Source organism: Arthrobacter sp. UYCu511, from assembly GCF_040547105.1.
Lineage (GTDB): Bacteria > Actinomycetota > Actinomycetes > Actinomycetales > Micrococcaceae > Specibacter > Specibacter psychrochitiniphilus.
Map to the genome: position 1 here is coordinate 473,840 of NZ_JBEPPB010000002.1, position 19,087 is coordinate 492,926.

The window sequence follows — 19,087 nt, forward strand, 5'->3', positions numbered from 1 at the left end:
TGATGTCCAGCCAGCAACTGGCGTGCTTCCTCGCCAGCACGCTCACCACCCAAGGACCACCGCGTCCGGCTGCGCTTCCCGGCTTGTGCACTACGTGGGACTCACGAGCTGGCCGCCAGCCACAACAGCAAAAGGGCGACGGCGAACGCCGGCATCGCGAGCTGAACCACCGCGGCCTTGGCCTTCTTGGGCGAGGAAATGAGAAGGACCATCCCAGCCGCCACCATGGACCCGCACCCTGCCAAGACCAGCGCCGCACCCACACCGTGGTGGCCCAAGGCTGCGGCGATGATGCCAGCAGCAGCCACCAATGCCAGAAACAAGTTGTAGAAGCCTTGGTTGAATGCCATTTCCTTCGTTGCGTGAGCCAGCGAAGCGTTGAGTCCGAAGGTCCTCCGGGTACTCTCCGCCGTCCAGCGCAGCGATTCCAACACGAAAATATAGACGTGGACCAAGGCGGCCAAAGCGGTGAATACGAGGGATGCAAGGAGCATTGAGACCTTCTCAGGGTGTAGGTGACTTTTCGCTGTGGCGCGCGGTTAGTTGCGGGGGATGTTTCGAATGTTGCTGCGGGCCATGCTCACCGCCTCGCCCGCGCCCTTGTTCAGCACGATCTTGGACATGGCCGTGGCGAAGCCAAGGACCTGACTGCCCTTGATTTTCGGTGGGATGGACAGTGCATTGGGGTCGGTGATGAGCTCCACGAGCGAAGGCCCATTGTGGGCAAATGCGGCGCGGTAGGCGCCGGCAATGTCTGCCGGATCGGTGACCCGCATGGCATGGAACCCCATGGCCGTGGCGATGGCCGCATAGTTGGTGTCGGGCACGTCCACACCGAAGTCGGCCAGCCCGTCCACCAGCATCTCCAGCTTCACCATGCCTAGTGTGGAGTTGTTGAACACCACCACATTCACGGGCAGCTTGTGGGCCGCGGCCGTGATCAATTCGCCGAGCAGCATTGACAACCCACCGTCCCCGGAGATGGAGATGACCTGCCGGGAGGGGTGGGCGGCTTGGGCGCCAATGGCCTGCGGCAGTGCGTTGGCCATGGAGCCATGCAGGTAGGAGCCAATGAGGCGCCTGGTGCCCAACGGGTTGATGTAGCGGGCGCTCCACACGTTGCACATGCCCGTGTCTGCGGTGAAGATGGCGTCCTCGGCCGCAATTTCATCCAGCAGCGACGCCGCATACTCCGGATGAATGGGAACCAACTTATCCGCCTTGCGCGTATAGGCACCCACCGCTTTATTCATGAGCCGGTCATGCTTTTTCAGTATTTGGTCCAGAAACTTCGAATGCGTCTTGGCTTCGAGCAGTGGCATGAGGGCCTGCAGGGTTGGCAGTACGTCGCCGTGGACACAGATGTCCACGTCGGTGCGCCGGCCCAGATGCTCAGGTGCACAATCCACCTGTGCGGTGCGGGTGCCGGGCAGGAATTGGTCGTAGGGGAAGTCGGTGCCCAGCAGGATGAGCAAATCAGCGCCTTCAATTCCTTCGGCTGCAGCACCATAGCCCAGCAGGCCGGTCATCCCAATGTCGTACGGGTTTGCGTACTGGATGAAGTCCTTCCCCCGCAGGCTGTGCCCAATGGGAGCCTTGATCTTTTCGGCCAGGGCTATGACTTCATCGTGGGCGCCTGCAACGCCGGCCCCCGCAAAGATTGCCACCTTATCCGCTTGGTTGATGGCTTGGGCAAGCTCGGCGACACTTTCGGGGGCAGGTACCAGCGAGGCCCGAGTGAATGGTTGCCACTGCGGGGTAGGGGCACTGGCCGGGAGGCTGGCAATGTCGCCCGGCAGGGTTATAACGGCTACCCCGCGCAAGCCCAGCGCATGCGAGATGGCGCTGTGCATGACGCGTGGGGCCTGTTCTGCCGTGCTGACAAGTTCGGAGTACACCGAGCATTCCTCGAAGATCCGGTCCGGGTGGGTTTCCTGGAAGAAGCTGCTGCCGATTTGTTTGCTGGGGATGTGTGAGGCGATAGCCAGCACCGGTGCCCCTGTGCGGTTCGCGTCATACAGCCCGTTCATCAGGTGCAGGTTTCCCGGCCCGCACGATCCAGCGCACACGGCTAGGTTTCCTGTCAGCTGAGCCTCTGCGCCCGCCGCGAAGGCGGCCGTCTCCTCATGCCGGACATGGATCCAGTCAATGCCTCCGTTGGCGGAGCCGCCGGTTTTTCGCACCGCATCGACCAGGGGGTTCAGGCTGTCACCCACAATCCCGTAAATGCGCTGCACGCCGGCAAGCTGCAGTTGTTCAATGAGCTGGGTGGCAAGTTCCTTGGCCATGGGGGGGACCTTCCTGCTGCAAGGTGTGGGTGGGCAGATACTGGCCAATATAGCCCCTCGCCCAACCCGACGCATCGAGGCGACCCAAATTCACCACACGCTCAGATGAGAAGTTACATTGCGCTCATTTGATACAGTGGGATGAAGATCACGCCTTTAAGGAGCCCCTCATGCCGCAACTCACCACTGAGAACCTCGGCCGCCTGCCTGAAAATGTCGCAGTCCCTCAGTATGACCGCGCCAAGGTCACCACGGGGATCGTGCACTTTGGTGTGGGCGGTTTCCACCGAGCCCATCAGGCCATGTACATTGACCGGCTCATGAACGCAGGCAAGGCACTCGACTGGGGCATTTGCGGTGTGGGCGTTCTGCCCCATGATGTGAAAATGGCTCACGTCATGGCCCAGCAGGACTGCCTGTACACCATGTTGCTCAAGCACCCCGACGGCCGCCGTGAGGCCCGCGTGATCGGATCCATCACGGAGTATCTCTTCGCCCCGGCAAACCCGGACGCTGTCATTGAGAAGATGGCCAGCCCCAACACCCGCATCGTCTCGCTCACCGTGACGGAGGGCGGCTACAACTTCCACCACGTCACGGGTGAATTCGACGCCGGCAACCCGGATGTGATTCACGATCTGGCCCCAAACGCGGCCCCGCGCACAACGTTTGGCCTGATCACAGAGGCACTCTCCCGCCGTCGAGCCCGTGGAATTGCCCCGTTCACCGTGATGTCCTGTGACAATATCCAGGGCAACGGCGATGTGGCCAAGAAGATGTTCACGGCGTTTGCGCAGCTGCGGGACCCGGAGCTGGCCGCTTGGATGCGTGAGAATGTCACGTTCCCCAACTCCATGGTGGACCGCATCACGCCCGTCACAGCCGACGCCGACCGCACCGCCATTGCCAAGGAATTCGGCATCGTGGACGAGTGGCCCGTGGTGTGCGAGCCCTTCGAGCAATGGGTTTTGGAGGACCACTTCACGCTGGGCCGCCCGCCCTACGAGGACGCCGGTGTGCAGCTTGTTGAGGACGTGGAGCCGTATGAGCTCATGAAGCTTCGCCTGCTCAATGCCAGCCACCAGGCCCTGTGCTACTTCGGCGTCCTGGCCGGCTACGAGTACGCGCACCAGGTGGCCCAGGACCCGCTCTTTGTGCAGTTCCTGCTGGACTACATGGACCTTGAGGGCACGCCGGCGCTCTCCCCGCTGCCCGGTGTGGACCTTCAGCTGTACAAAAACACGCTCATTGAGCGCTTCGCCAACGAGCACGTCCGCGACACCTTGGCCCGGCTGTGCGCCGAGAGTTCGGACAGGATTCCCAAGTGGCTGGTGCCGGTGGTGTGGATCAACCTGAAGAACGACGCCGCCATCGCCCGTTCCGCCGGCATCGTCGCCTCCTGGGCCCGCTATGCCGAAGGGACGGACGAGTCGGGGCAATCAATTACCGTTGTCGACAGGCTCAAGGAACCGCTCATGGCGGCCGCGGCGCAGCAGGGCACAGACAAGCTCGCCTTCCTGCGCAACCGGGACGTATTTGGAGACCTCGTGGACAACGAACGGTTCACCGAGGCGTACCTGCGCACTCTGGACACTCTGCACAGCAAGGGCGCCCGCGCGGCCGTTGCGGAGCTGGTGAATTTGGGGCGCTAACCTCCCCGGCGCTTCCCGCGCCCGCCTCCCAAATCTGCGCCCGGTCTAACGGGGGCAGATGCGGGGGGCGGGCGCAGATTTTAATGTGGCGGTGTTTAACTACACTCCGTACACGGACTTTCGCGCAGCCGTGTACCGCTCGCGCACCTGGGCGCCCCAGCCGCCGTCGGGCATGAAGGACTCCTCAATCCGGCGGCCCCAGACAGGAAGCTCCCCCGTGGCAGCCCAGGCAGCCTGCCGCGCGGCTCCCAGAGCAACATACTCGCGAGGCTCAGGGACATCCACGGGAACAGCAAACACAGTTGCGGCAGCTTCGCGCAGCGCCCTTGACTTCGAGCCGCCACCAATGAGCAGCACCCGCTCAACTGGAACCCCTGAAGCGGCAAGGGTATCCAGGCCGTCGGCCAGCGAGTTCAGCACGGCCAGCACGGAGGCCCTCGCCATGTTTTCAGCCGTCATGTTGGTCCGGGTCAGCCCAACCAGCGTACCCGTGGCGTCGGGAAGGTTGGGCGTACGTTCCCCGTCAAGGTACGGCAGCAGCGTCAGGCCGTCAGCATCTGGCGCGGCGGCGAGCGCCAGCCGGTCAAACTCGGCCAAATCCACATTGAGCATGTGGGCGCCGGCCGCCATGACGCGGGCCGAGTTGATCATGGCTAGCAGGGGCAGGTGCCGCCCCGTGGCATCAGCGAAACCAGCTATCTGGCCACTGACATCATGAATGGGGTGCTCAGAGACGGCAAAAACAGTGCCAGAGGTGCCGATTGAAACCACAATCTCCCCCGGCGCCAGCTCCAGACCCAACGCAGCCCCGGCGTTATCCCCCATACCTGCCCCCACCACGGCGGCACTTTCGCCCCAGCACGGCAGCAGCGTCCCGGCACTTGCCTCCGGGTCAAGGACCGGTGGCAGCTCAGGGACACCGCCAAAAAATTGCTCCAAAAGTTCATGCCGGTAGCCGTTGCTCAGCGGGTCAAAATAGGCCGTCCCGGTGGCATCACTGCGATCGGTGCTCCACGAGCCGGTCAATTGCAGGTTCAGCCAGTCGTGCGGCAGCCCCACGGTTCTCACCCGGGCGGCCGCAGCAGGCCGGTTGCGGGCAAGCCACGCCAACTTGGTTAGCGTAAATGAGGCCACGGGGAGCACATTGACGGCGTCAATCCACGTCTGGGCTCCCAGCTCGGCAACCATGGTGCTGGCCTCCTCGGCGCTGCGGATGTCATTCCACAACAGCGCGTCATGGACAGGCACATTCTCTGCATCCACAGCCACCATGCCGTGCTGCTGCGCGGCCACAGCCACTGCCGCCACTTTGCCTGCCAAGGCGGCAATGCCGGCCGCCGCCCAGGCTTCTTCTAGCGCAGCGGTCCACAGCCGTGGATCAAGAAAGGTGCCGTCCGGGTGCGCGGCAGATGCGGTAGCCACTTGCACCCCAGTGGCCAGCTCTATTGCCACCACCTTGCAAGACTGCGTGGAGGAGTCAATGCCCACCACCAACTGGCCGGAAGCCTTGGCTGCACTCATTTTCTCGCTCAAACCAAGGCTCCTTCTTCATCAGCTGATGCCTGTAACGCCAAGGCGAGAGACTCATCAACCACCAGCGTGTGAACAATACCGGCGGCAATACAGGCCCGTACGGCGTCGGCGCGGGCTTCGCCTTGGGCAACGGCAATGACCTTGGGCGTGCGTTGAAGCTGCTTGAGGGTCACGGAGAGGATCCGCGCGTCGAGCTCTGCAGCTACCGCAGAGCCGTCCGCCGCTATCAGCCGTCCGGAGCATTCAGCCACGGCACCCTTGGCAATGCCGTCCTGGCGTGAGGAGTTATCCACGCGGTCCCAGACGGTGGAGAGGTTGGGGGCCCAGGCACCAATGGCAACAAATGCCAGATCCAGAGCATCAGCCTTGGCCATGGCATCCGCAATTTCCGGCTGCCGGCGAAGCCCTGATGCTGTAGCGGCGCTGTCAACAACCAGCGGTGCCCACATGGGCCAAGTGGTCCCGCCACCTAAACGCCCCAGCCGCTGGATGATTTCCAGCGGATTACCTGCTCCCGGGACAGGCAGCGCACCGGCAAGCTGGACAATATTACAAGGCGGCAGCTCTTTGACATGCCGGGCGGCCAGATCCAGGGTGCGCGACCAGGAGATGCCCACCGTCATTCCCTTATGGACTTCTGCCATGAGTTCCGACGCCACTGCCTGAGCTTGGAGGTCTCTTTGCGCGAAGTCGTCATCGAGCGTGTTGACCACCACCACGCGCTGCAGCCCGAGGGTTGCGGCGAGCGCCGCAGCGTCCACCGCCGTGTGGCGCCCGGTACGGCGAATTTCAATGTGCACTATGCCCGCGGCTCGCGCCTCGTCCAGAAACCGTGCCACTTGGAAACGCGAGATGCCATGTTCAGTGGCGATCTCCACCTTGGAACGACTATCTAGGTAATAGGCCTGCCCAATGCGGGCAAGCAGCTCCTCATGGGAGATTTCAGGCATTGCGCACCTTCCTCAACTGACTTCATGTGAAACATTTGAGCCAATGCTCTTGCTCAAATGAGTATATATGACTAGAGTCACTTAACAAATGAGCAAGATCATGTTCTCAAATGAGCAACGAGATTGAGAGTGACCGATGAAGTTCCCCCCATTCCGAGCTAAGGCCGCTAACCGCCCGAAAGACCGGCCTGCACTTGCCACCCGGCCCCCGATCTGGCTGGCGGCCATGTCCGCAGCAGCACTTGCGCTCAGCGGCTGTACCCCCGCTGGCGCAGCACAGGAGTCTATTGTTGTTGCCATTGTGGCCAACCCGCAGATGAAGGATGCCGTCTCCCTACAGGATGACTTCAAGGCAAAACACCCCGGAGTAAACGTCAAATTCGTCACCCTGCCGGAAAATGAGGCCCGGGCCAAGATCACCGCATCCGTGGCCACCGGCGGTGGCGAATTCGACGTCGTCATGATCTCCAACTACGAGACCGAAATGTGGGCGGCAAACGGTTGGATTGACAATCTACAGCCCGCAGCCGATGCCACCGAAGGCTACGACACCGAGGACTTCATCCCCACAATAAAGGATGCCCTCAGCTACCAAGGTGATATGTACTCGGTGCCGTTTTACGGCGAGTCTTCCTTTGTTGTCTACCGCGAGGACTTGTTCAAGGAAGCCGGCATCACCATGCCGGAGCACCCCACCTGGGATGAGATCGGCGCCATCGCCCGCAAGTTGAACGACCCCACCAAGGACTTCGCCGGCATCTGCCTGCGCGGCCTGGCCGGTTGGGGCGAGGTCATGGCCCCGCTAGACACCGTCATCAACACCTATGGCGGCCAGTGGTTCGACACGGACTGGAACGCGAAGCTGGACTCTCCCGAGGTCAAGGCTGCCGTCACAGATTACGTTGACCTGCTGCACGACGCCGGCCAGCCGGGAGCCGCAACCAGCGGCTACGGCGACTGCATCACCCGCTACAGTCAGGGTAAGGCGGCCATGTGGTACGACGCCACGGCCATGGTCTCCAGCATTGAGGACCCGTCGTCGTCGTTGGTTGCCGGGAAGTCAAAGTACGCTCCGGCACCCGTGGAAAAGACAGAGGAAGCCGGCTGGCTGTACAGCTGGTCGCTGGCCATCCCCTCCACCAGCAAGCACAAGGACGCCGCCTGGGACTTCATTTCCTGGATGACCAACAAGGACTACATCAAGCTAGTAGGCAACGAGATTGGCTGGGAGCGGGTGCCGCCCGGCAGCCGCCAGTCCACCTATGAGATCCCTGAATACGCCGCTGTTGCCAAGGCCTACGCCAAGCCGACACTTGATGCCATGTACGGCGCCAAGCAGGCCACCTCCATGGTCAACCCCGTCCCTTACCCGGGCCTGCAATTTGTGGGAATCCCGGAATTCCAGGACCTGGGCACCCGGGTCAGCCAGCAAATCTCGGCCGCCATTGCCGGCCAAAAATCCGTTGATGAGGCACTCAAACAGGCCCAGCAGTATGCCGAACCCGTTGCCAAGTCCTACCAAGAAGGAGGCAAGTAATGGCGAACACGCTGGTTGACCAACACAACCTCAAACAACACGCCCGCCAGAGCGCCAAGAATGCCAAGGCCCCCCAGCAGGGCCCCGGCATCTCCAAGGCCGAAGGCTGGCGCCGCCGCGGCCCGCTGCTGCCAGCGCTGATCTTCACCATCGTCATCACTCAACTACCCTTCCTCGTTACCATTTGGTACTCACTGCGCAACTGGAACCTGTTGCGCCCCGACGGCAACCAGTTCATCGGCCTGACGAACTACGTGGACATCTTCATGGATTCCACGTTCCGCAGCTCTGCACTGAACAGCATCCTCATAACCTTGGGCTGTGTCTTCTTCGCCATGGTGTTGGGCATCATCTTCGCCCTCCTTCTGGACCGCAAATTCCGCGGTCAGGGAGTGGTGCGCACCATGCTCATCACCCCGTTTTTGATCATGCCGGTTGCCGGAGCCACGCTGTGGAGCATCTCCATGCTGAACCCGAGCTTCGGCCTGGTGAACTGGGTGATCTCCCTGGTGGGCATCCCGCCCGTCGATTGGACGGCGTCGCACCCTATTGTCTCCATCCTCATGGCGCTGGTCTGGCAGTGGACCCCGTTCACCATGCTGCTGGTACTGGCCGGGCTGCAGTCCCAACCCAAGGATGTGCTTGAGGCGGCCCAGATCGACGGCGCCGGCTGGACGAAGACGTTCTTCTGGGTCACCCTGCCCCAACTGCGCCGCTACATTGAACTCGGCGTGCTGCTGGGCACCATTTACGTGGTCAACACCTTCGACCAGATCTACCTCATGACGGCCGGCGGGCCCGGCACTGCCAGCGCCAACCTGCCGTTCTACATCTACCAGCGGGCCTTCCTGGGCTTCGACATTGGCCAGGCCGCCGCAATGGGCGTGGTGGTTGTCATTGCCACCATCATCATCGCCACGTTCGCCCTCCGCCTGATCTTCCGCAGCTTTGACGCAAAGGACTAAGCCGTGACTACCACCCTCACCCCATCCAGTCTTCCCCCGGCCGTCAAGTCCGCTGAGCGCAAGTCTCGTGAAGCACGACGGCGTTTCTCAGGTTCCGCTCTCACCACCCTCACGTGGCTGCTCGCCTTTGTATTCTTCGCCCCTGTGATCTGGCTGGTCATGACGGCGTTCAAGCCGGAATCGGCCGCCGCGTCCAATCCGCCGGTGTTCTTCTTTGTCCCCACCTTTGAGCAGTTTGAGGCCGTGCTAGCCAACGGTGCAGGCACGTATTTCCTCAACTCGCTCATTGCCACGGGCGTCTCCACCATCTTGGTGATTGTGCTGGCCGTACCAGCCGCCTATGCGGTGAGCATCCGGCCTGTGAAGAAGACCTCCGATGTGCTGTTCTTCTTCATCTCCACGAAGATGCTGCCCGTGGTGGCCGTCATCATGCCCATCTATGTCATTGCGGGGCAGCTGAAGGTCCTGGACAACATTTGGACACTCGTGGTGCTGTACACGGCCATGAACCTGCCCATCGCGGTGTGGATGATGCGTTCCTTCTTCCAGGAAGTTCCTGCAGAAGTTCTGGAGGCTGCCTCCATGGATGGAGCGGGCCTGATCAAAACCTTGCGCACCATCCTGATGCCGATGGTCACTCCCGGGTTGGCTGCCACAGCTTTGATCTGCGTGATCTTCGCGTGGAATGAGTTCTTCTTCGCACTGAACCTCACGGCCGCTAATGCCTCCACCGTGCCGGTTTTCTTGGTCTCGCAAATGACCAGCGAGGGCTTGTTCCTGGCCAAGCTATCCGCCGCATCCGTACTGGCGTCGCTGCCTGTGGTCATTGCCGGCTGGATCGCCCAGAAGCAACTTGTTCGCGGACTATCCATGGGTGCGGTGAAATAAGCACATGAATACTCAAGCAACAAACGTCCCAGCACCGGCTGCCACGCTGCCGGAGTCCATGACCGCTTCCGTACTGGTCCGCCAGGGTGAGCTGCGCACAGAGCAGCGTCCGGTTCCCACTCCGGGTCCGGGCGAGGTCCTGGTACGGATCACCTCGGTGGGCGTGTGCGGCTCCGATACCCACTACTTCGCGGAGGGGAGGATTGGCTCCTTTATTGTCGATTCCCCGTTGGTGCTGGGTCATGAACCGGCCGGCGTCATAGCCTCTCTGGGCGCGGGCGTCAGCGACCGGTCCGTTGGTCAGCGCGTCTCGCTCGAGCCGGGCATCCCGGACCCGCTGTCTGAACAGTCACTGGCCGGTTGCTACAACCTAGATCCCGGCGTGCGGTTCTTTGCCACCCCACCCATTGACGGGGTGTTCTGCGAATATGCCATCCACCCGGCCGCATTCTGCCACCCGGTTCCGGACTCGATCAGTGATGATGGCGCCGCCATGCTCGAACCCTTGAGCGTTGCTTTGGCGGCCCGGTCGGCAGGGAAGATCCAGATTGGGGATGCGGTCCTGGTCGCCGGAGCCGGACCCATCGGGTTGCTCATTTCCAAGGTGGCTCAGCTGGCCGGCGCCACCGTGACCCTGAGCGATGTGCGGGCCGAACGGCTGGCCGTGGCCGAAAAATACGGCGCTACGCATACGTTTACTGCCATTGAGCCGCCCCCCGTGGTGCCCGAGTTTGATGTGTTCATTGACGCGAGCGGCGCCGAACGGGCCATTCTGAGTGGACTCGAACGGCTGGCTCCCCGCGGGCGCGCCGTCCTGGTGGGCTTGGGGGCGGATACCGTTGCGTTGCCCGTGCCATTGCTACAAGGTCGCGAGCTCAGCATCACCGGCACCTTCCGTTATGCGAATACGTGGCCCACGGCCATTGCACTGGCAGCGTCCGGACAAGTGGATTTGGACGGTCTGGTCACCTCGGTTCACGGACTGGATGACGTGCAAGGCGCGCTTCTGGCAGGGTCCAACCTAGGAGCGTTGAAGGCCATGGTCCACCCCTAACTCCAACGCTCTCGCAGCAATGGGGCGTTATTTACGAACGCTCTCGCAGCAATGGCGGGATTTTCGGCAACGCTGTCGCACCCAGCTGGGCAGAGTGCGATAGCGTCCGCGTTTTATCAACCAAAGGTGAGATAGCGTCTGCGTTTAGCCAACCAAAGGTGAGATAGCGTCTGCGTTTAGCCAACCAAAGGTGAGATAGCGTCTGCGTCAGCCTCCGGCCACAGACTGAATAATCATCAGCTCCTGGCCGGCGGCGATCTGTGTTTCCAGCCCGTCCAGCCGCCGTACCTCATCGCCGTCGAGGTAGATGTTCACATAGCGGCGCAGCTTTCCCGTCTCATCGCGCACCCTGCGGCCAAATACGGGGAACTCACCGGCAACTGCATCGAGCAGCTCCGACAGCGGCGCCCCCGCTCCCACCTCCAGACGGAGTTCGGCGCTTCCGCCCACGAGCGGCTGGAGCAGGGTTGGCACCAAGATCCTCACCTCACCCATGTGCCGTCACGCTCATAGTTCAATGCCGGCGGCACGGACACACAAAACATCCGGCAACTGCCGCAGGACCGGAACAAAGGACTCACCCTCATCAGCACTGGCGTACACAGTCCCGCCGCGGGTGCCGAAGAACAACCCAACCGGGCTGGCAGCGTCTACGGCCGCAGCATCCCGGAGCACCACGTTGTACTCCGGCTCCAGGAGTCCGTCAGTAAAAGATGTCCACGACGCCCCGCCGTCGTCCGTCCTGTGCACAGCAAGTTTCCCTTCCGGGGGAATGCGCTCAGCGTCGGCCTTGATGGGGATGACCCAGGCGGTGTCTGAACGGTGGGGGTGGGTGAGGATGGTGAAGCCAAAATCTGCGGGCAGCTGCTGGGCAATGTAGTCCCAGCTGTCGCCGTTATTGGCGCTACGGTAGACACCTCCGTGGTTTTGCGCGAACAATACCTCAGGGTGGTTGGAATCCCGGGCAATTTTGTGCACGCATTGTCCGAACTCCGGTGTCTCAACCGGCAGGAATTGCGCACCTATGCCCTTGTTCCGGGGCTGCCAGGACGCACCGCCATCGGTGCTGCGGTATACCCCGCCGGTGCTCATGGCGACGTGGATGGTGGTGGGATCCGCGGGGCTTGGCAGGACCGTATGCGCCGCCGCTCCCCCGTATCCGGCACCCCACTCGGTCCGGTGAGGATGATCCCAGAGACCGCGGTTGAGCTCAAAATGTTCGCCACTGTCTGTGGACTTCCACACGGAAATGGGTTCGCAGCCGGCCCAGACAACACCGGGACGGTCCGCGGAATCGGGCTGGATCTGCCACACCCGTTCCAGCGCACTTCCCGTGTCCGGGGGAAAGGTGATGGCTCCGCGCTCAGGCTCCTGCCACGTGGCACCAAGATCATCCGAGTGCGCAACGGTAGGACCCCAGTGTTCACTGCGCAGCCCCACCAGGATGCGGGTGCGGCCTCCTCTGGTATCGATGCCGATGCTGGGAATCTCCTGCATCAGGAAATGCGGGCCGGTAAATTCATAATTTTTACGGTCCTGGCTCAAGCCCAGCCACAGCCCTTTCTTGGTGCCTACGGCCAGTAGATGACTGCTTCCGGGGTGCGAGGTGTCTGCTGCTTCGCTATTTTCCATGGGTTAAATTCGACCACTGCCGCCTAGGTACGGCAATGGTTCCCCGCCGGTAACTTATGCGCCCACGTTCCCGCGGCTCCCGGCCCGGTTGACAGCTCCTGTCCCGGAACTGACAGTGGGTACATGCGCTCAACTACTGCTAACCCGCCGAGAAAGCCGGCACCGAAGTCGCTGGTGCTGGCGATCTGCTGCCTGAGCCTGCTGATTGTGTCCATGGACGCCACGATCGTCAACGTTGCCCTGCCCACGATTGGGCGGGAATTCGAAACGTCGGTGTCGGGGCTGCAATGGACGGTTGACGCATACTTGCTGGCGCTTGCCGGTTTTCTCATGGTGTCCGGTTCCGTGGCAGACAGGTTCGACAGGCGGCGAATTTTTCAGCTGGGGCTTCTCACGTTCAGCCTCGGTTCACTGCTGTGCAGCCTGGCCCGTCCATTGGATTTTTGATCTTTGCCCGGGCCATTGGTACGTGGGGAGCCGTGGTGGGTGTGTCCATGGGTTTCGGCCCTCTCGTAGGCGGCTTCCTGACCCAATCTGTTGGTTGGCGGTCCGTGTTCGTGATTAACATCCCCATTGGCGTGGCTGCGATTGTGCTCACCGCCCTGTTTGTGCCGGAGTCCCGGGCGGCCAAGGCCCGCAGCTTTGACCCGCTCGGCCTGGCCATTGCTGCCTTGGGCATCGCGTCCACAACGTCATGGGCCCGGGCCAGCACGGCACGCATCAGCCACCTGCTCGAGGAACCTACCCCCTGACAGGTGCTGCATAACCTCCTCGCCTGCACCCTCCTCCGCCACCGCGCCTGAGCCCGCCGCTACCGTCCCCCACATTCGCGCCCCGTCTAGCGGGCGCGGAAACGGGGGGCGGTAGCGCCGACCCACCGGCACACCCCCGAGCGCCGGGCGTGACGTTCAACGCATACCCCCTAGGGGTACTTGACGTATACCCTATGGGGGTATAAATTCGGAATATGAGCACAGAAGATCACAGCTACGGTTACACCGAGGAAAAACAGGCGTACCTTCGCCGACTCAAACGTGCCGAAGGACAGGTGCGCGGCATCGCCCGGATGATTGAGGAGGACAAGTACTGCATCGACATCCTCACCCAGATGGCCGCCGTCAACAAGGCCCTCCACGCCGTCAGTATCGGCCTACTGGAAGACCACATTGCGCACTGCGTGGTCAACGCCGCCCATGAATCCGCAGAAACAGGAAACCCGGAGATCGTCTCCGACAAGGTTTCCGAAGCCACCGCCGCCATTTCCCGCCTACTCAGGAGCTAGCCACATGAGCAACAGCAGCCACACCACCACCATCAACGTTTCAGGCATGACCTGCGGGCACTGCGTCAGCTCCGTCACCGAGGAACTCACCAGCCTCAAGGGCGTGGAAAACGTCTCCGTCGAGCTCAATAAGGGCGGCATTTCCGAAGTCACCATCACCTCCACGCTCACTCTTGAGCCCAGCGAAATCAGCGAGGCCGTTGCCGAGGCCGGCTACCTCGTCGTCGCCAACAACGCCTAACCCACCAACTCCTTAAGGAGCGCCATGAGCGCCTCAAACATTTTGTCCCAAACCGCCACACCCGGCCCCCGCATGGTCGAGATCGACATCGAAGGCATGACCTGTGCCTCGTGCGTCAGCCGGGTTGAGCGCAAGTTGGGCAAACTTGAAGGCGTCAGCGCTGCCGTGAACCTGCCCCTGGAAAGCGCTGCTGTCACGGTCCCCGCCGGCATTACCGACCAACAAATCATCGACACCGTCAACGCCACCGGCTACAAGGCCCGGCTCAAGAATCCTCCCGCCATTAAGCACGACGCCGGAGCCCGCCTCCCGCAGCACCCCCACCCGGGTGCCGCGCAAGAGGGCGCCGAAACCGATGGCGCGCACCACGGCACCGACCATTCGAACCACGAAAACCACGAAAACCATGTGGACCACGAAAACCATATGGCGCACGGCGGCACGGCGGAAACGCTGCGCCCGCGCCTGATCCTGGCCGCCATTCTGACCGTCCCGGTCTTCCTGGTCTCCATGTTCCCGTCCCTGCAGTTCCCGCATTGGGGCTGGGTTGTCGGCATCCTGACCCTGCCGGTGGTGACGTGGTCGGCCTGGCCGTTCCACCGCGCGGCAGCCATCAATGCCCGCCACTTCGCTTCCACCATGGACACGCTGGTCTCCATCGGCGTCAGCGCAGCGTTCCTGTTCTCCGCCGTGGAGCTGGGACTGAACCCCCTGCTGACGGAGCACGGCAGCGCAATGGCGGGGCACGCCCCGCTCTACTTTGAAGTCTCTGCTGTAGTTGTCACGTTCCTACTCCTTGGCCGGTACTTGGAGGCGAAAGCCAAGGCGAAGGCCGGCGATGCCCTCAAGGCGCTGCTGAGCCTAGGCGCCAAGGAAGCCACGGTGCTGCGCGACGGCGTCGAGGTGAAAGTCCCCGCCAACGAACTAGCAGTGGATGAAATCTTCGTGGTCCGCCCCGGCGAGAAGATCGCCACAGACGGCGTCGTGACCGACGGCTCTTCGGCCATCGACACCTCGCTCATCACGGGCGAATCCCTGCCTGTGGACGTGAGTGCCGGCGACCCCGTCACCGGTGCCACCATCAACACGGACGGCCGTCTGCTGGTGCGCGCCACCCGCGTAGGCAGTGAAACTACGCTGGCCCAGATGGGCAAGCTGGTCAGCGACGCACAGGCATCGAAGGCTCCCATCGCCCGGCTCGCGGACCGTATCAGCGCCGTGTTTGTGCCGGTGGTGCTCGTCATTGCCGTCATCACGTTCACCCTGTGGCTACTGCTCAGCGGTGATATCGCGTCCGCATTCACAGCGGCCGTGGCCGTGCTGATCATTGCCTGCCCCTGTGCGCTTGGCCTGGCCACCCCGGTGGGCCTGCTCACCGGCACCGGCCGCGCCGCCCAGCTCGGCATCCTCATCAAGGGTCCGCAGGTCCTCGAGGACACCCGCACGGTGGACACCATCCTTTTGGACAAGACCGGCACCGTCACGCAGGGCCGGTTGGCCGTGGTCGACGTCGTCCCGCTCACCCAGGTGCCTGCCTCTGAAGTGCTGCGACTGGCAGGGGCGGTTGAGTCCCACAGTGAGCACCCCATTGCCCACGCCATTACGGCCCACGCCCATGAACAGGCAGGCGAAGGCGGCACACTCGCCGAAGTTGTGGACTTCATGTCAGCTCCCGGCGGCGGTGTCCGGGCCGTGATCGAGGGCCGCACCGTGCTAGCCGGAAGGGCAGGCTGGCTGGAGGAAAACGCCGTCGAACTTTCCGACGCGGCCAAGGCAGAACTGCTAAACCAGCAACAACGTGGCACCACCGCCATTTGGGTGGCCGTGGACGGCGAGGCGGCCGGGCTGATTGCGCTCAAGGACACCATCAAGGCCGGGTCCAAGGAAGCCATCGCCACGCTGAAGTCCCTGGGTCTGCGCCCCATCCTGTTGACCGGCGACAACGCCACCGTGGCCGCACAGGTTGCCGCCGCGGTGGGCATCGCGGCCGAGGATGTGTTCGCGGACGTGCTGCCCGAGGGCAAGGTTGAGGCCGTCAAGAAGCTGCAGGCGGCCGGGGCCATCGTGGCCATGGCCGGTGACGGTGTCAACGATGCCCCGGCCCTGGCGCAGGCAGACCTTGGCATCGCCATGGGATCGGGCACGGACGTGGCCATCGCGGCCGCCGATCTGACGGTCATGGGCAGCGAACTGGGCCAGGTAGCCACGGCCATAGCGCTGTCCCGTAAAACGCTGGGCACCATCAAGGTGAATTTGTTCTGGGCCTTCTTCTACAACGCCATCGGCATCCCCGTGGCCGCACTGGGACTGCTGAACCCAATGATTGCCGGTGCCGCCATGGCCGCCAGCTCCGTGCTGGTGGTGGCAAACTCGCTACGGCTGCGCCGCTTCGGCCGGTAGTACCGCAGGCGCTTGCGCCGGCGGCTCTTGCGCACCCGGGGCAGTAAGGCCGGGGATCCCCCCGGCGTCGAGCTCCACAACAAATGTGGGCCCTCGCCGGGGCGAGCCGCGCAGTTCGTCCAGCCGCACCAAAATCACGCCACCCATGATGGCCACACCTCCCAGAAGTTGGATGGCCCTCGGCATTTCGCCCAGCAAAATCCACGCCCAGATCACGGCGAAGAGCACCTCAAAGAGGGCCAAAAATGAGGCCACTTTGGACCCCAGCCCCCGGGTTGCCACGATCCCCATCAGGTACGCAAAAACAGTGGTGACCAGCACCAGGCCCAGCACCGGCACCAGCCAGTGCACTTGGGCTCCGGCAAACACCGGGTTGTTGAAGTTAAAGACCATGGGCAGAATCCCCGCCGCGCCCAGCCCCAGGATCATCAGCGCGCCCACCGCCATGCCACCGCCTGCCATGAGGACAGGAGGGACGTGGTCATCGGCACGTGCCGACATGATGAAGTACACGGCCGAACACACGGCGGCCGCCAGCCCCCACAAAACACCCTCAACACTGACCTTTTGGCTGCCCGCCAGATCCAGCACCAGAACCAATCCGGCCATGGCGCAAGCGGCACCCACAATGGTCAGCAGCCGCGGCCGGTGCCGGGTAATGATCCACGCCCACCCCACCAGCAGCACGGGCGAGAGGTACTCAAGTAGCAGCGCCACCCCCACTGAGAGGTGCTGGACGGCATTGAAGTAAAAAAGCTGACACAGCGCAATGGGCACCACACCGTAAATAGCTATCCGCCCCAACGATCCCTTGACCTTGGCCCAGCGCCGCACCAGCGTGATAATCACCGGAATTAGAAGTACGACGGCGGCGCCCCCAATGCGCGCAGCGACGGCTGCTCCCGGGGACCAGCCCACATCGAAGAGCGATTTCGCAAAGGGGCCGGACAACGCGAAAGCCGCTGCCGAGACCAAAGCGATGACCAAAGCTGGGGACGCCATGGCCGTGCGTGCACCAATGGCGGAAGAGGGGCTGGAAGTTGTTGAGGTAGTCACGTAAATCCAAAGAGTCATGAGTGAAGAGCGTTATGCTAGTGACATTACCCTCGAGGCTTGTCAGGAGTCAATATGGTCTTTAGTCATGACACGGAGATAGCGTTGCTCTCTGCCGTGAATTTGATCAACACCGCCCCCACCACAGTCGCCGAGGATGGTCCTTCCGGGCCTGACACCTTGGAAACCGTGTCCGAACTGGATGCCTTCATACTCCAAGAACAGTTCACCGGATCCCGCGAACACTCCCTGGCCGAAGTGGATGCTGTGCGCGAAATGCGCACCGAATTACGCAATATTTTTACTGCGGACGAGGATGGTGCGGCAAGTATGGTCAACAACCTGCTGGCCCGCGCTCACGCCCTGCCCCAACTGGTCAAGCATGACCAGTGGGATTGGCACTTGCACGCCACGGCACCGGCCGCTCCCCTGGCCCAACGCATGGGAGTCGAGGCGGCCATGGCTCTGGTAGACGTCATCCGCGGTAAGGAGCTGGCCCGGCTAAAGGTGTGCGCCGCTCCGAATTGTAGCGCCGTGGTGATCGATCTATCCAAGAACCGTTCGCGCCGCTACTGCGAGACCGGCAATTGTGGCAACCGCGCCCACGTGGCAGCGTACCGCCGCCGTAAGTCCAGCACCGAGAAACTCCCTTAAACACACCGAAGGCCCACATCAACATCCAATGTGGGCCTTCGGTAGTTTCCTGGACAGGAAGAGCTATTACTTCATGGTTCCTGCAGACACCGAGCCCTGGAGCTGGCGTTGGAACAGCACGTACATGATGAGAACCGGGACAATTACGATGATGGCGGCGGCGAACAATGCACCGAAGTCAACCGAGTAGCCCATTTGGCCTGCATACCGCGCAATACCCTGCGAGAGCACGTAATTCTCGGCCTTGGTGTTAATGGCGACAGGGATCAGGTACTGGTTCCATAGGCCAAGGAAGTTAAAGATGGCCACGGAGGCCATGCCCGGTTTGGCCATCGGGAGCATGACCTGGAAGAAGGTCCGCCATTCACCGGCACCGTCAATCTGAGCCGCTTCAGCAATTTCATGCGGGAGCGCCTTGAAGAATGAGAAAAGGAAAAAGACGGTGAATGGCAGAGCGAACGCCACGTACACAATGATCAATCCTGGCAACGTGTTCAAAAGCCCCAGGTTTTGCAGGATGAAGAACAACGGCACAATGGCCAAGAAGATGGGGAATGTCAAACCGGCTAGCATCAGGTAGTAGACGGCACGCGAACCGGGGAATACGTAACGTGCCAGCACGTAGGCACACATGGCACCCAGAGCCATCACAATGACCAGCGCAAAGCCCACCACAATAACGGTGTTGAAGAAGTACGTACCGATGCCTGCGGTGTTCCAGGCGTTAATGTAGTTCTCAAACTTCCACACTGCGGGAAGCGAGAAGGGTGAGGCGAAGATTTCCGAGGTCGTCTTGAAGGAAGACAACAGCGTCCAGCCCAGTGGGACCAGCACCAAAAGTGACCACAGGGCGAGCATGGTGTGCGAGACACCAGCAACAACCTTATCTCCCTTGGTATCTTGAGCCTTGCGCTCTACGTGTCCGGCAGCAGCCGGCTTCTTTGAAAGTTTCATGGAC

Annotated in this window: 19 protein-coding genes; 11 read left to right on the plus strand and 8 right to left on the minus strand. The window is 62.1% G+C overall.

Annotated features, from left to right (window positions below):
• Positions 1-101 precede the first annotated feature (101 nt).
• Both ABIB48_RS05435 and ABIB48_RS05440 read right to left on the minus strand, forming a co-directional pair.
• Positions 102-494: a DUF1304 domain-containing protein gene (locus ABIB48_RS05435; RefSeq protein WP_354212393.1), complete on the minus strand. Its 393-nt coding sequence runs from the start codon at positions 492-494 to the stop codon at positions 102-104.
• A 45-nt stretch (positions 495-539) separates the two neighbouring features.
• Positions 540-2,288, minus strand: coding sequence for a pyruvate dehydrogenase (locus ABIB48_RS05440; protein WP_354212356.1), 1,749 nt, complete (start codon positions 2,286-2,288; stop codon positions 540-542).
• Between the two features lie 170 nt (positions 2,289-2,458).
• On the opposite strand from ABIB48_RS05440, the gene ABIB48_RS05445 reads away from it, so the two are divergent.
• Entirely contained in the window at positions 2,459-3,940 is a 1,482-nt protein-coding gene (locus ABIB48_RS05445) for a mannitol dehydrogenase family protein (protein WP_354212357.1), read from the plus strand.
• A gap of 99 nt (positions 3,941-4,039) precedes the next feature.
• On the opposite strand, the gene xylB is transcribed toward ABIB48_RS05445, so the two are convergent.
• On the minus strand, positions 4,040-5,473 hold the full coding sequence (xylB, locus tag ABIB48_RS05450; RefSeq protein WP_354212358.1) for a xylulokinase: 1,434 nt from the start codon (positions 5,471-5,473) through the stop codon (positions 4,040-4,042).
• Complete coding sequence (locus ABIB48_RS05455; protein WP_354212359.1) at positions 5,470-6,423, minus strand: sugar-binding transcriptional regulator; 954 nt, start codon at positions 6,421-6,423, stop codon at positions 5,470-5,472. The genes xylB and ABIB48_RS05455 overlap by 4 nt, the downstream gene beginning before the upstream one ends.
• Positions 6,424-6,649: 226 nt before the next feature.
• Here ABIB48_RS05455 and ABIB48_RS05460 point away from each other — a divergent pair, with 226 nt between their 5' ends.
• Genes ABIB48_RS05460 through ABIB48_RS05475 form a run of 4 tightly spaced genes read left to right on the plus strand, consistent with a single transcriptional unit; the run spans position 6,650 to position 10,867 of the window.
• Complete coding sequence (locus tag ABIB48_RS05460; RefSeq protein WP_354212360.1) at positions 6,650-7,960, plus strand: ABC transporter substrate-binding protein; 1,311 nt, start codon at positions 6,650-6,652, stop codon at positions 7,958-7,960.
• On the plus strand, positions 7,960-8,925 hold the full coding sequence (locus ABIB48_RS05465; protein WP_315913836.1) for a carbohydrate ABC transporter permease: 966 nt from the start codon (positions 7,960-7,962) through the stop codon (positions 8,923-8,925). The genes ABIB48_RS05460 and ABIB48_RS05465 overlap by 1 nt, the downstream gene beginning before the upstream one ends.
• 3 nt (positions 8,926-8,928) lie before the next feature.
• The gene (locus ABIB48_RS05470; RefSeq protein ID WP_315913835.1) at positions 8,929-9,813 is read left to right on the plus strand and encodes a carbohydrate ABC transporter permease; all 885 of its coding nucleotides are present in this window, start codon (positions 8,929-8,931) and stop codon (positions 9,811-9,813) included.
• A 4-nt stretch (positions 9,814-9,817) separates the two neighbouring features.
• Positions 9,818-10,867 (plus strand): NAD(P)-dependent alcohol dehydrogenase, encoded by a 1,050-nt coding sequence (locus ABIB48_RS05475; protein ID WP_354212361.1) that lies wholly within the window; start codon positions 9,818-9,820, stop codon positions 10,865-10,867.
• Between the two features lie 207 nt (positions 10,868-11,074).
• Here ABIB48_RS05475 and ABIB48_RS05480 read toward each other — a convergent pair whose 3' ends face one another.
• Both ABIB48_RS05480 and ABIB48_RS05485 read right to left on the minus strand, forming a co-directional pair.
• Positions 11,075-11,362 carry a MoaD/ThiS family protein gene (locus tag ABIB48_RS05480; RefSeq protein WP_110105297.1) on the minus strand — a complete coding sequence of 96 codons (288 nt, stop codon included), beginning with the start codon at positions 11,360-11,362 and terminating at the stop codon, positions 11,075-11,077.
• 12 nt (positions 11,363-11,374) lie between these two features.
• Entirely contained in the window at positions 11,375-12,499 is a 1,125-nt protein-coding gene (locus ABIB48_RS05485; protein WP_354212362.1) for a WD40/YVTN/BNR-like repeat-containing protein, read from the minus strand.
• A gap of 123 nt (positions 12,500-12,622) precedes the next feature.
• Between ABIB48_RS05485 and ABIB48_RS05490 the strand changes: the two genes are divergently transcribed.
• The 5 genes from ABIB48_RS05490 to ABIB48_RS05510 all read left to right on the plus strand — a co-directional run bounded on the left by ABIB48_RS05490 (position 12,623) and on the right by ABIB48_RS05510 (position 16,422).
• Entirely contained in the window at positions 12,623-12,946 is a 324-nt protein-coding gene (locus ABIB48_RS05490; protein WP_354212363.1) for an MFS transporter, read from the plus strand.
• On the plus strand, positions 12,943-13,251 hold the full coding sequence (locus tag ABIB48_RS05495) for an MFS transporter (protein ID WP_211315091.1): 309 nt from the start codon (positions 12,943-12,945) through the stop codon (positions 13,249-13,251). The genes ABIB48_RS05490 and ABIB48_RS05495 overlap by 4 nt, the downstream gene beginning before the upstream one ends.
• 215 nt (positions 13,252-13,466) lie before the next feature.
• Complete coding sequence (locus ABIB48_RS05500) at positions 13,467-13,781, plus strand: metal-sensitive transcriptional regulator (protein ID WP_110105299.1); 315 nt, start codon at positions 13,467-13,469, stop codon at positions 13,779-13,781.
• Positions 13,782-13,785: 4 nt separating this feature from the next.
• On the plus strand, positions 13,786-14,022 hold the full coding sequence (locus ABIB48_RS05505) for a heavy-metal-associated domain-containing protein (RefSeq protein WP_110105300.1): 237 nt from the start codon (positions 13,786-13,788) through the stop codon (positions 14,020-14,022).
• 24 nt (positions 14,023-14,046) lie between these two features.
• Positions 14,047-16,422 (plus strand): heavy metal translocating P-type ATPase, encoded by a 2,376-nt coding sequence (locus ABIB48_RS05510; RefSeq protein ID WP_354212364.1) that lies wholly within the window; start codon positions 14,047-14,049, stop codon positions 16,420-16,422.
• On the opposite strand, the gene ABIB48_RS05515 is transcribed toward ABIB48_RS05510, so the two are convergent.
• Complete coding sequence (locus ABIB48_RS05515) at positions 16,396-17,496, minus strand: EamA family transporter (RefSeq protein WP_354212365.1); 1,101 nt, start codon at positions 17,494-17,496, stop codon at positions 16,396-16,398. The genes ABIB48_RS05510 and ABIB48_RS05515 overlap by 27 nt on opposite strands.
• Positions 17,497-17,550: 54 nt before the next feature.
• On the opposite strand from ABIB48_RS05515, the gene ABIB48_RS05520 reads away from it, so the two are divergent.
• Entirely contained in the window at positions 17,551-18,129 is a 579-nt protein-coding gene (locus ABIB48_RS05520; RefSeq protein WP_354212394.1) for a CGNR zinc finger domain-containing protein, read from the plus strand.
• A gap of 66 nt (positions 18,130-18,195) precedes the next feature.
• Here ABIB48_RS05520 and ABIB48_RS05525 read toward each other — a convergent pair whose 3' ends face one another.
• Entirely contained in the window at positions 18,196-19,083 is an 888-nt protein-coding gene (locus ABIB48_RS05525; RefSeq protein ID WP_245932075.1) for a carbohydrate ABC transporter permease, read from the minus strand.
• Positions 19,084-19,087: the final 4 nt, after the last annotated feature.

Excerpts from the sequence above, each read along its gene's own strand:
- ABIB48_RS05435 (WP_354212393.1), bottom strand. The coding sequence starts at position 494 with ATGCTCCTTGCATCCCTCGTATTCACCGCTTTGGCCGCCTTGGTCCAC.
- ABIB48_RS05440 (WP_354212356.1), bottom strand. The coding sequence starts at position 2,288 with ATGGCCAAGGAACTTGCCACCCAGCTCATTGAACAACTGCAGCTTGCC.
- ABIB48_RS05445 (WP_354212357.1), top strand. The coding sequence starts at position 2,459 with ATGCCGCAACTCACCACTGAGAACCTCGGCCGCCTGCCTGAAAATGTC.
- ABIB48_RS05455 (WP_354212359.1), bottom strand. The coding sequence starts at position 6,423 with ATGCCTGAAATCTCCCATGAGGAGCTGCTTGCCCGCATTGGGCAGGCC.
- ABIB48_RS05460 (WP_354212360.1), top strand. The coding sequence starts at position 6,650 with ATGTCCGCAGCAGCACTTGCGCTCAGCGGCTGTACCCCCGCTGGCGCA.
- ABIB48_RS05465 (WP_315913836.1), top strand. The coding sequence starts at position 7,960 with ATGGCGAACACGCTGGTTGACCAACACAACCTCAAACAACACGCCCGC.
- ABIB48_RS05475 (WP_354212361.1), top strand. The coding sequence starts at position 9,818 with ATGAATACTCAAGCAACAAACGTCCCAGCACCGGCTGCCACGCTGCCG.
- ABIB48_RS05480 (WP_110105297.1), bottom strand. The coding sequence starts at position 11,362 with ATGGGTGAGGTGAGGATCTTGGTGCCAACCCTGCTCCAGCCGCTCGTG.
- ABIB48_RS05485 (WP_354212362.1), bottom strand. The coding sequence starts at position 12,499 with ATGGAAAATAGCGAAGCAGCAGACACCTCGCACCCCGGAAGCAGTCAT.
- ABIB48_RS05490 (WP_354212363.1), top strand. The coding sequence starts at position 12,623 with ATGCGCTCAACTACTGCTAACCCGCCGAGAAAGCCGGCACCGAAGTCG.
- ABIB48_RS05500 (WP_110105299.1), top strand. The coding sequence starts at position 13,467 with ATGAGCACAGAAGATCACAGCTACGGTTACACCGAGGAAAAACAGGCG.
- ABIB48_RS05505 (WP_110105300.1), top strand. The coding sequence starts at position 13,786 with ATGAGCAACAGCAGCCACACCACCACCATCAACGTTTCAGGCATGACC.
- ABIB48_RS05510 (WP_354212364.1), top strand. The coding sequence starts at position 14,047 with ATGAGCGCCTCAAACATTTTGTCCCAAACCGCCACACCCGGCCCCCGC.
- ABIB48_RS05515 (WP_354212365.1), bottom strand. The coding sequence starts at position 17,496 with ATGACTCTTTGGATTTACGTGACTACCTCAACAACTTCCAGCCCCTCT.
- ABIB48_RS05520 (WP_354212394.1), top strand. The coding sequence starts at position 17,551 with ATGGTCTTTAGTCATGACACGGAGATAGCGTTGCTCTCTGCCGTGAAT.
- ABIB48_RS05525 (WP_245932075.1), bottom strand. The coding sequence starts at position 19,083 with ATGAAACTTTCAAAGAAGCCGGCTGCTGCCGGACACGTAGAGCGCAAG.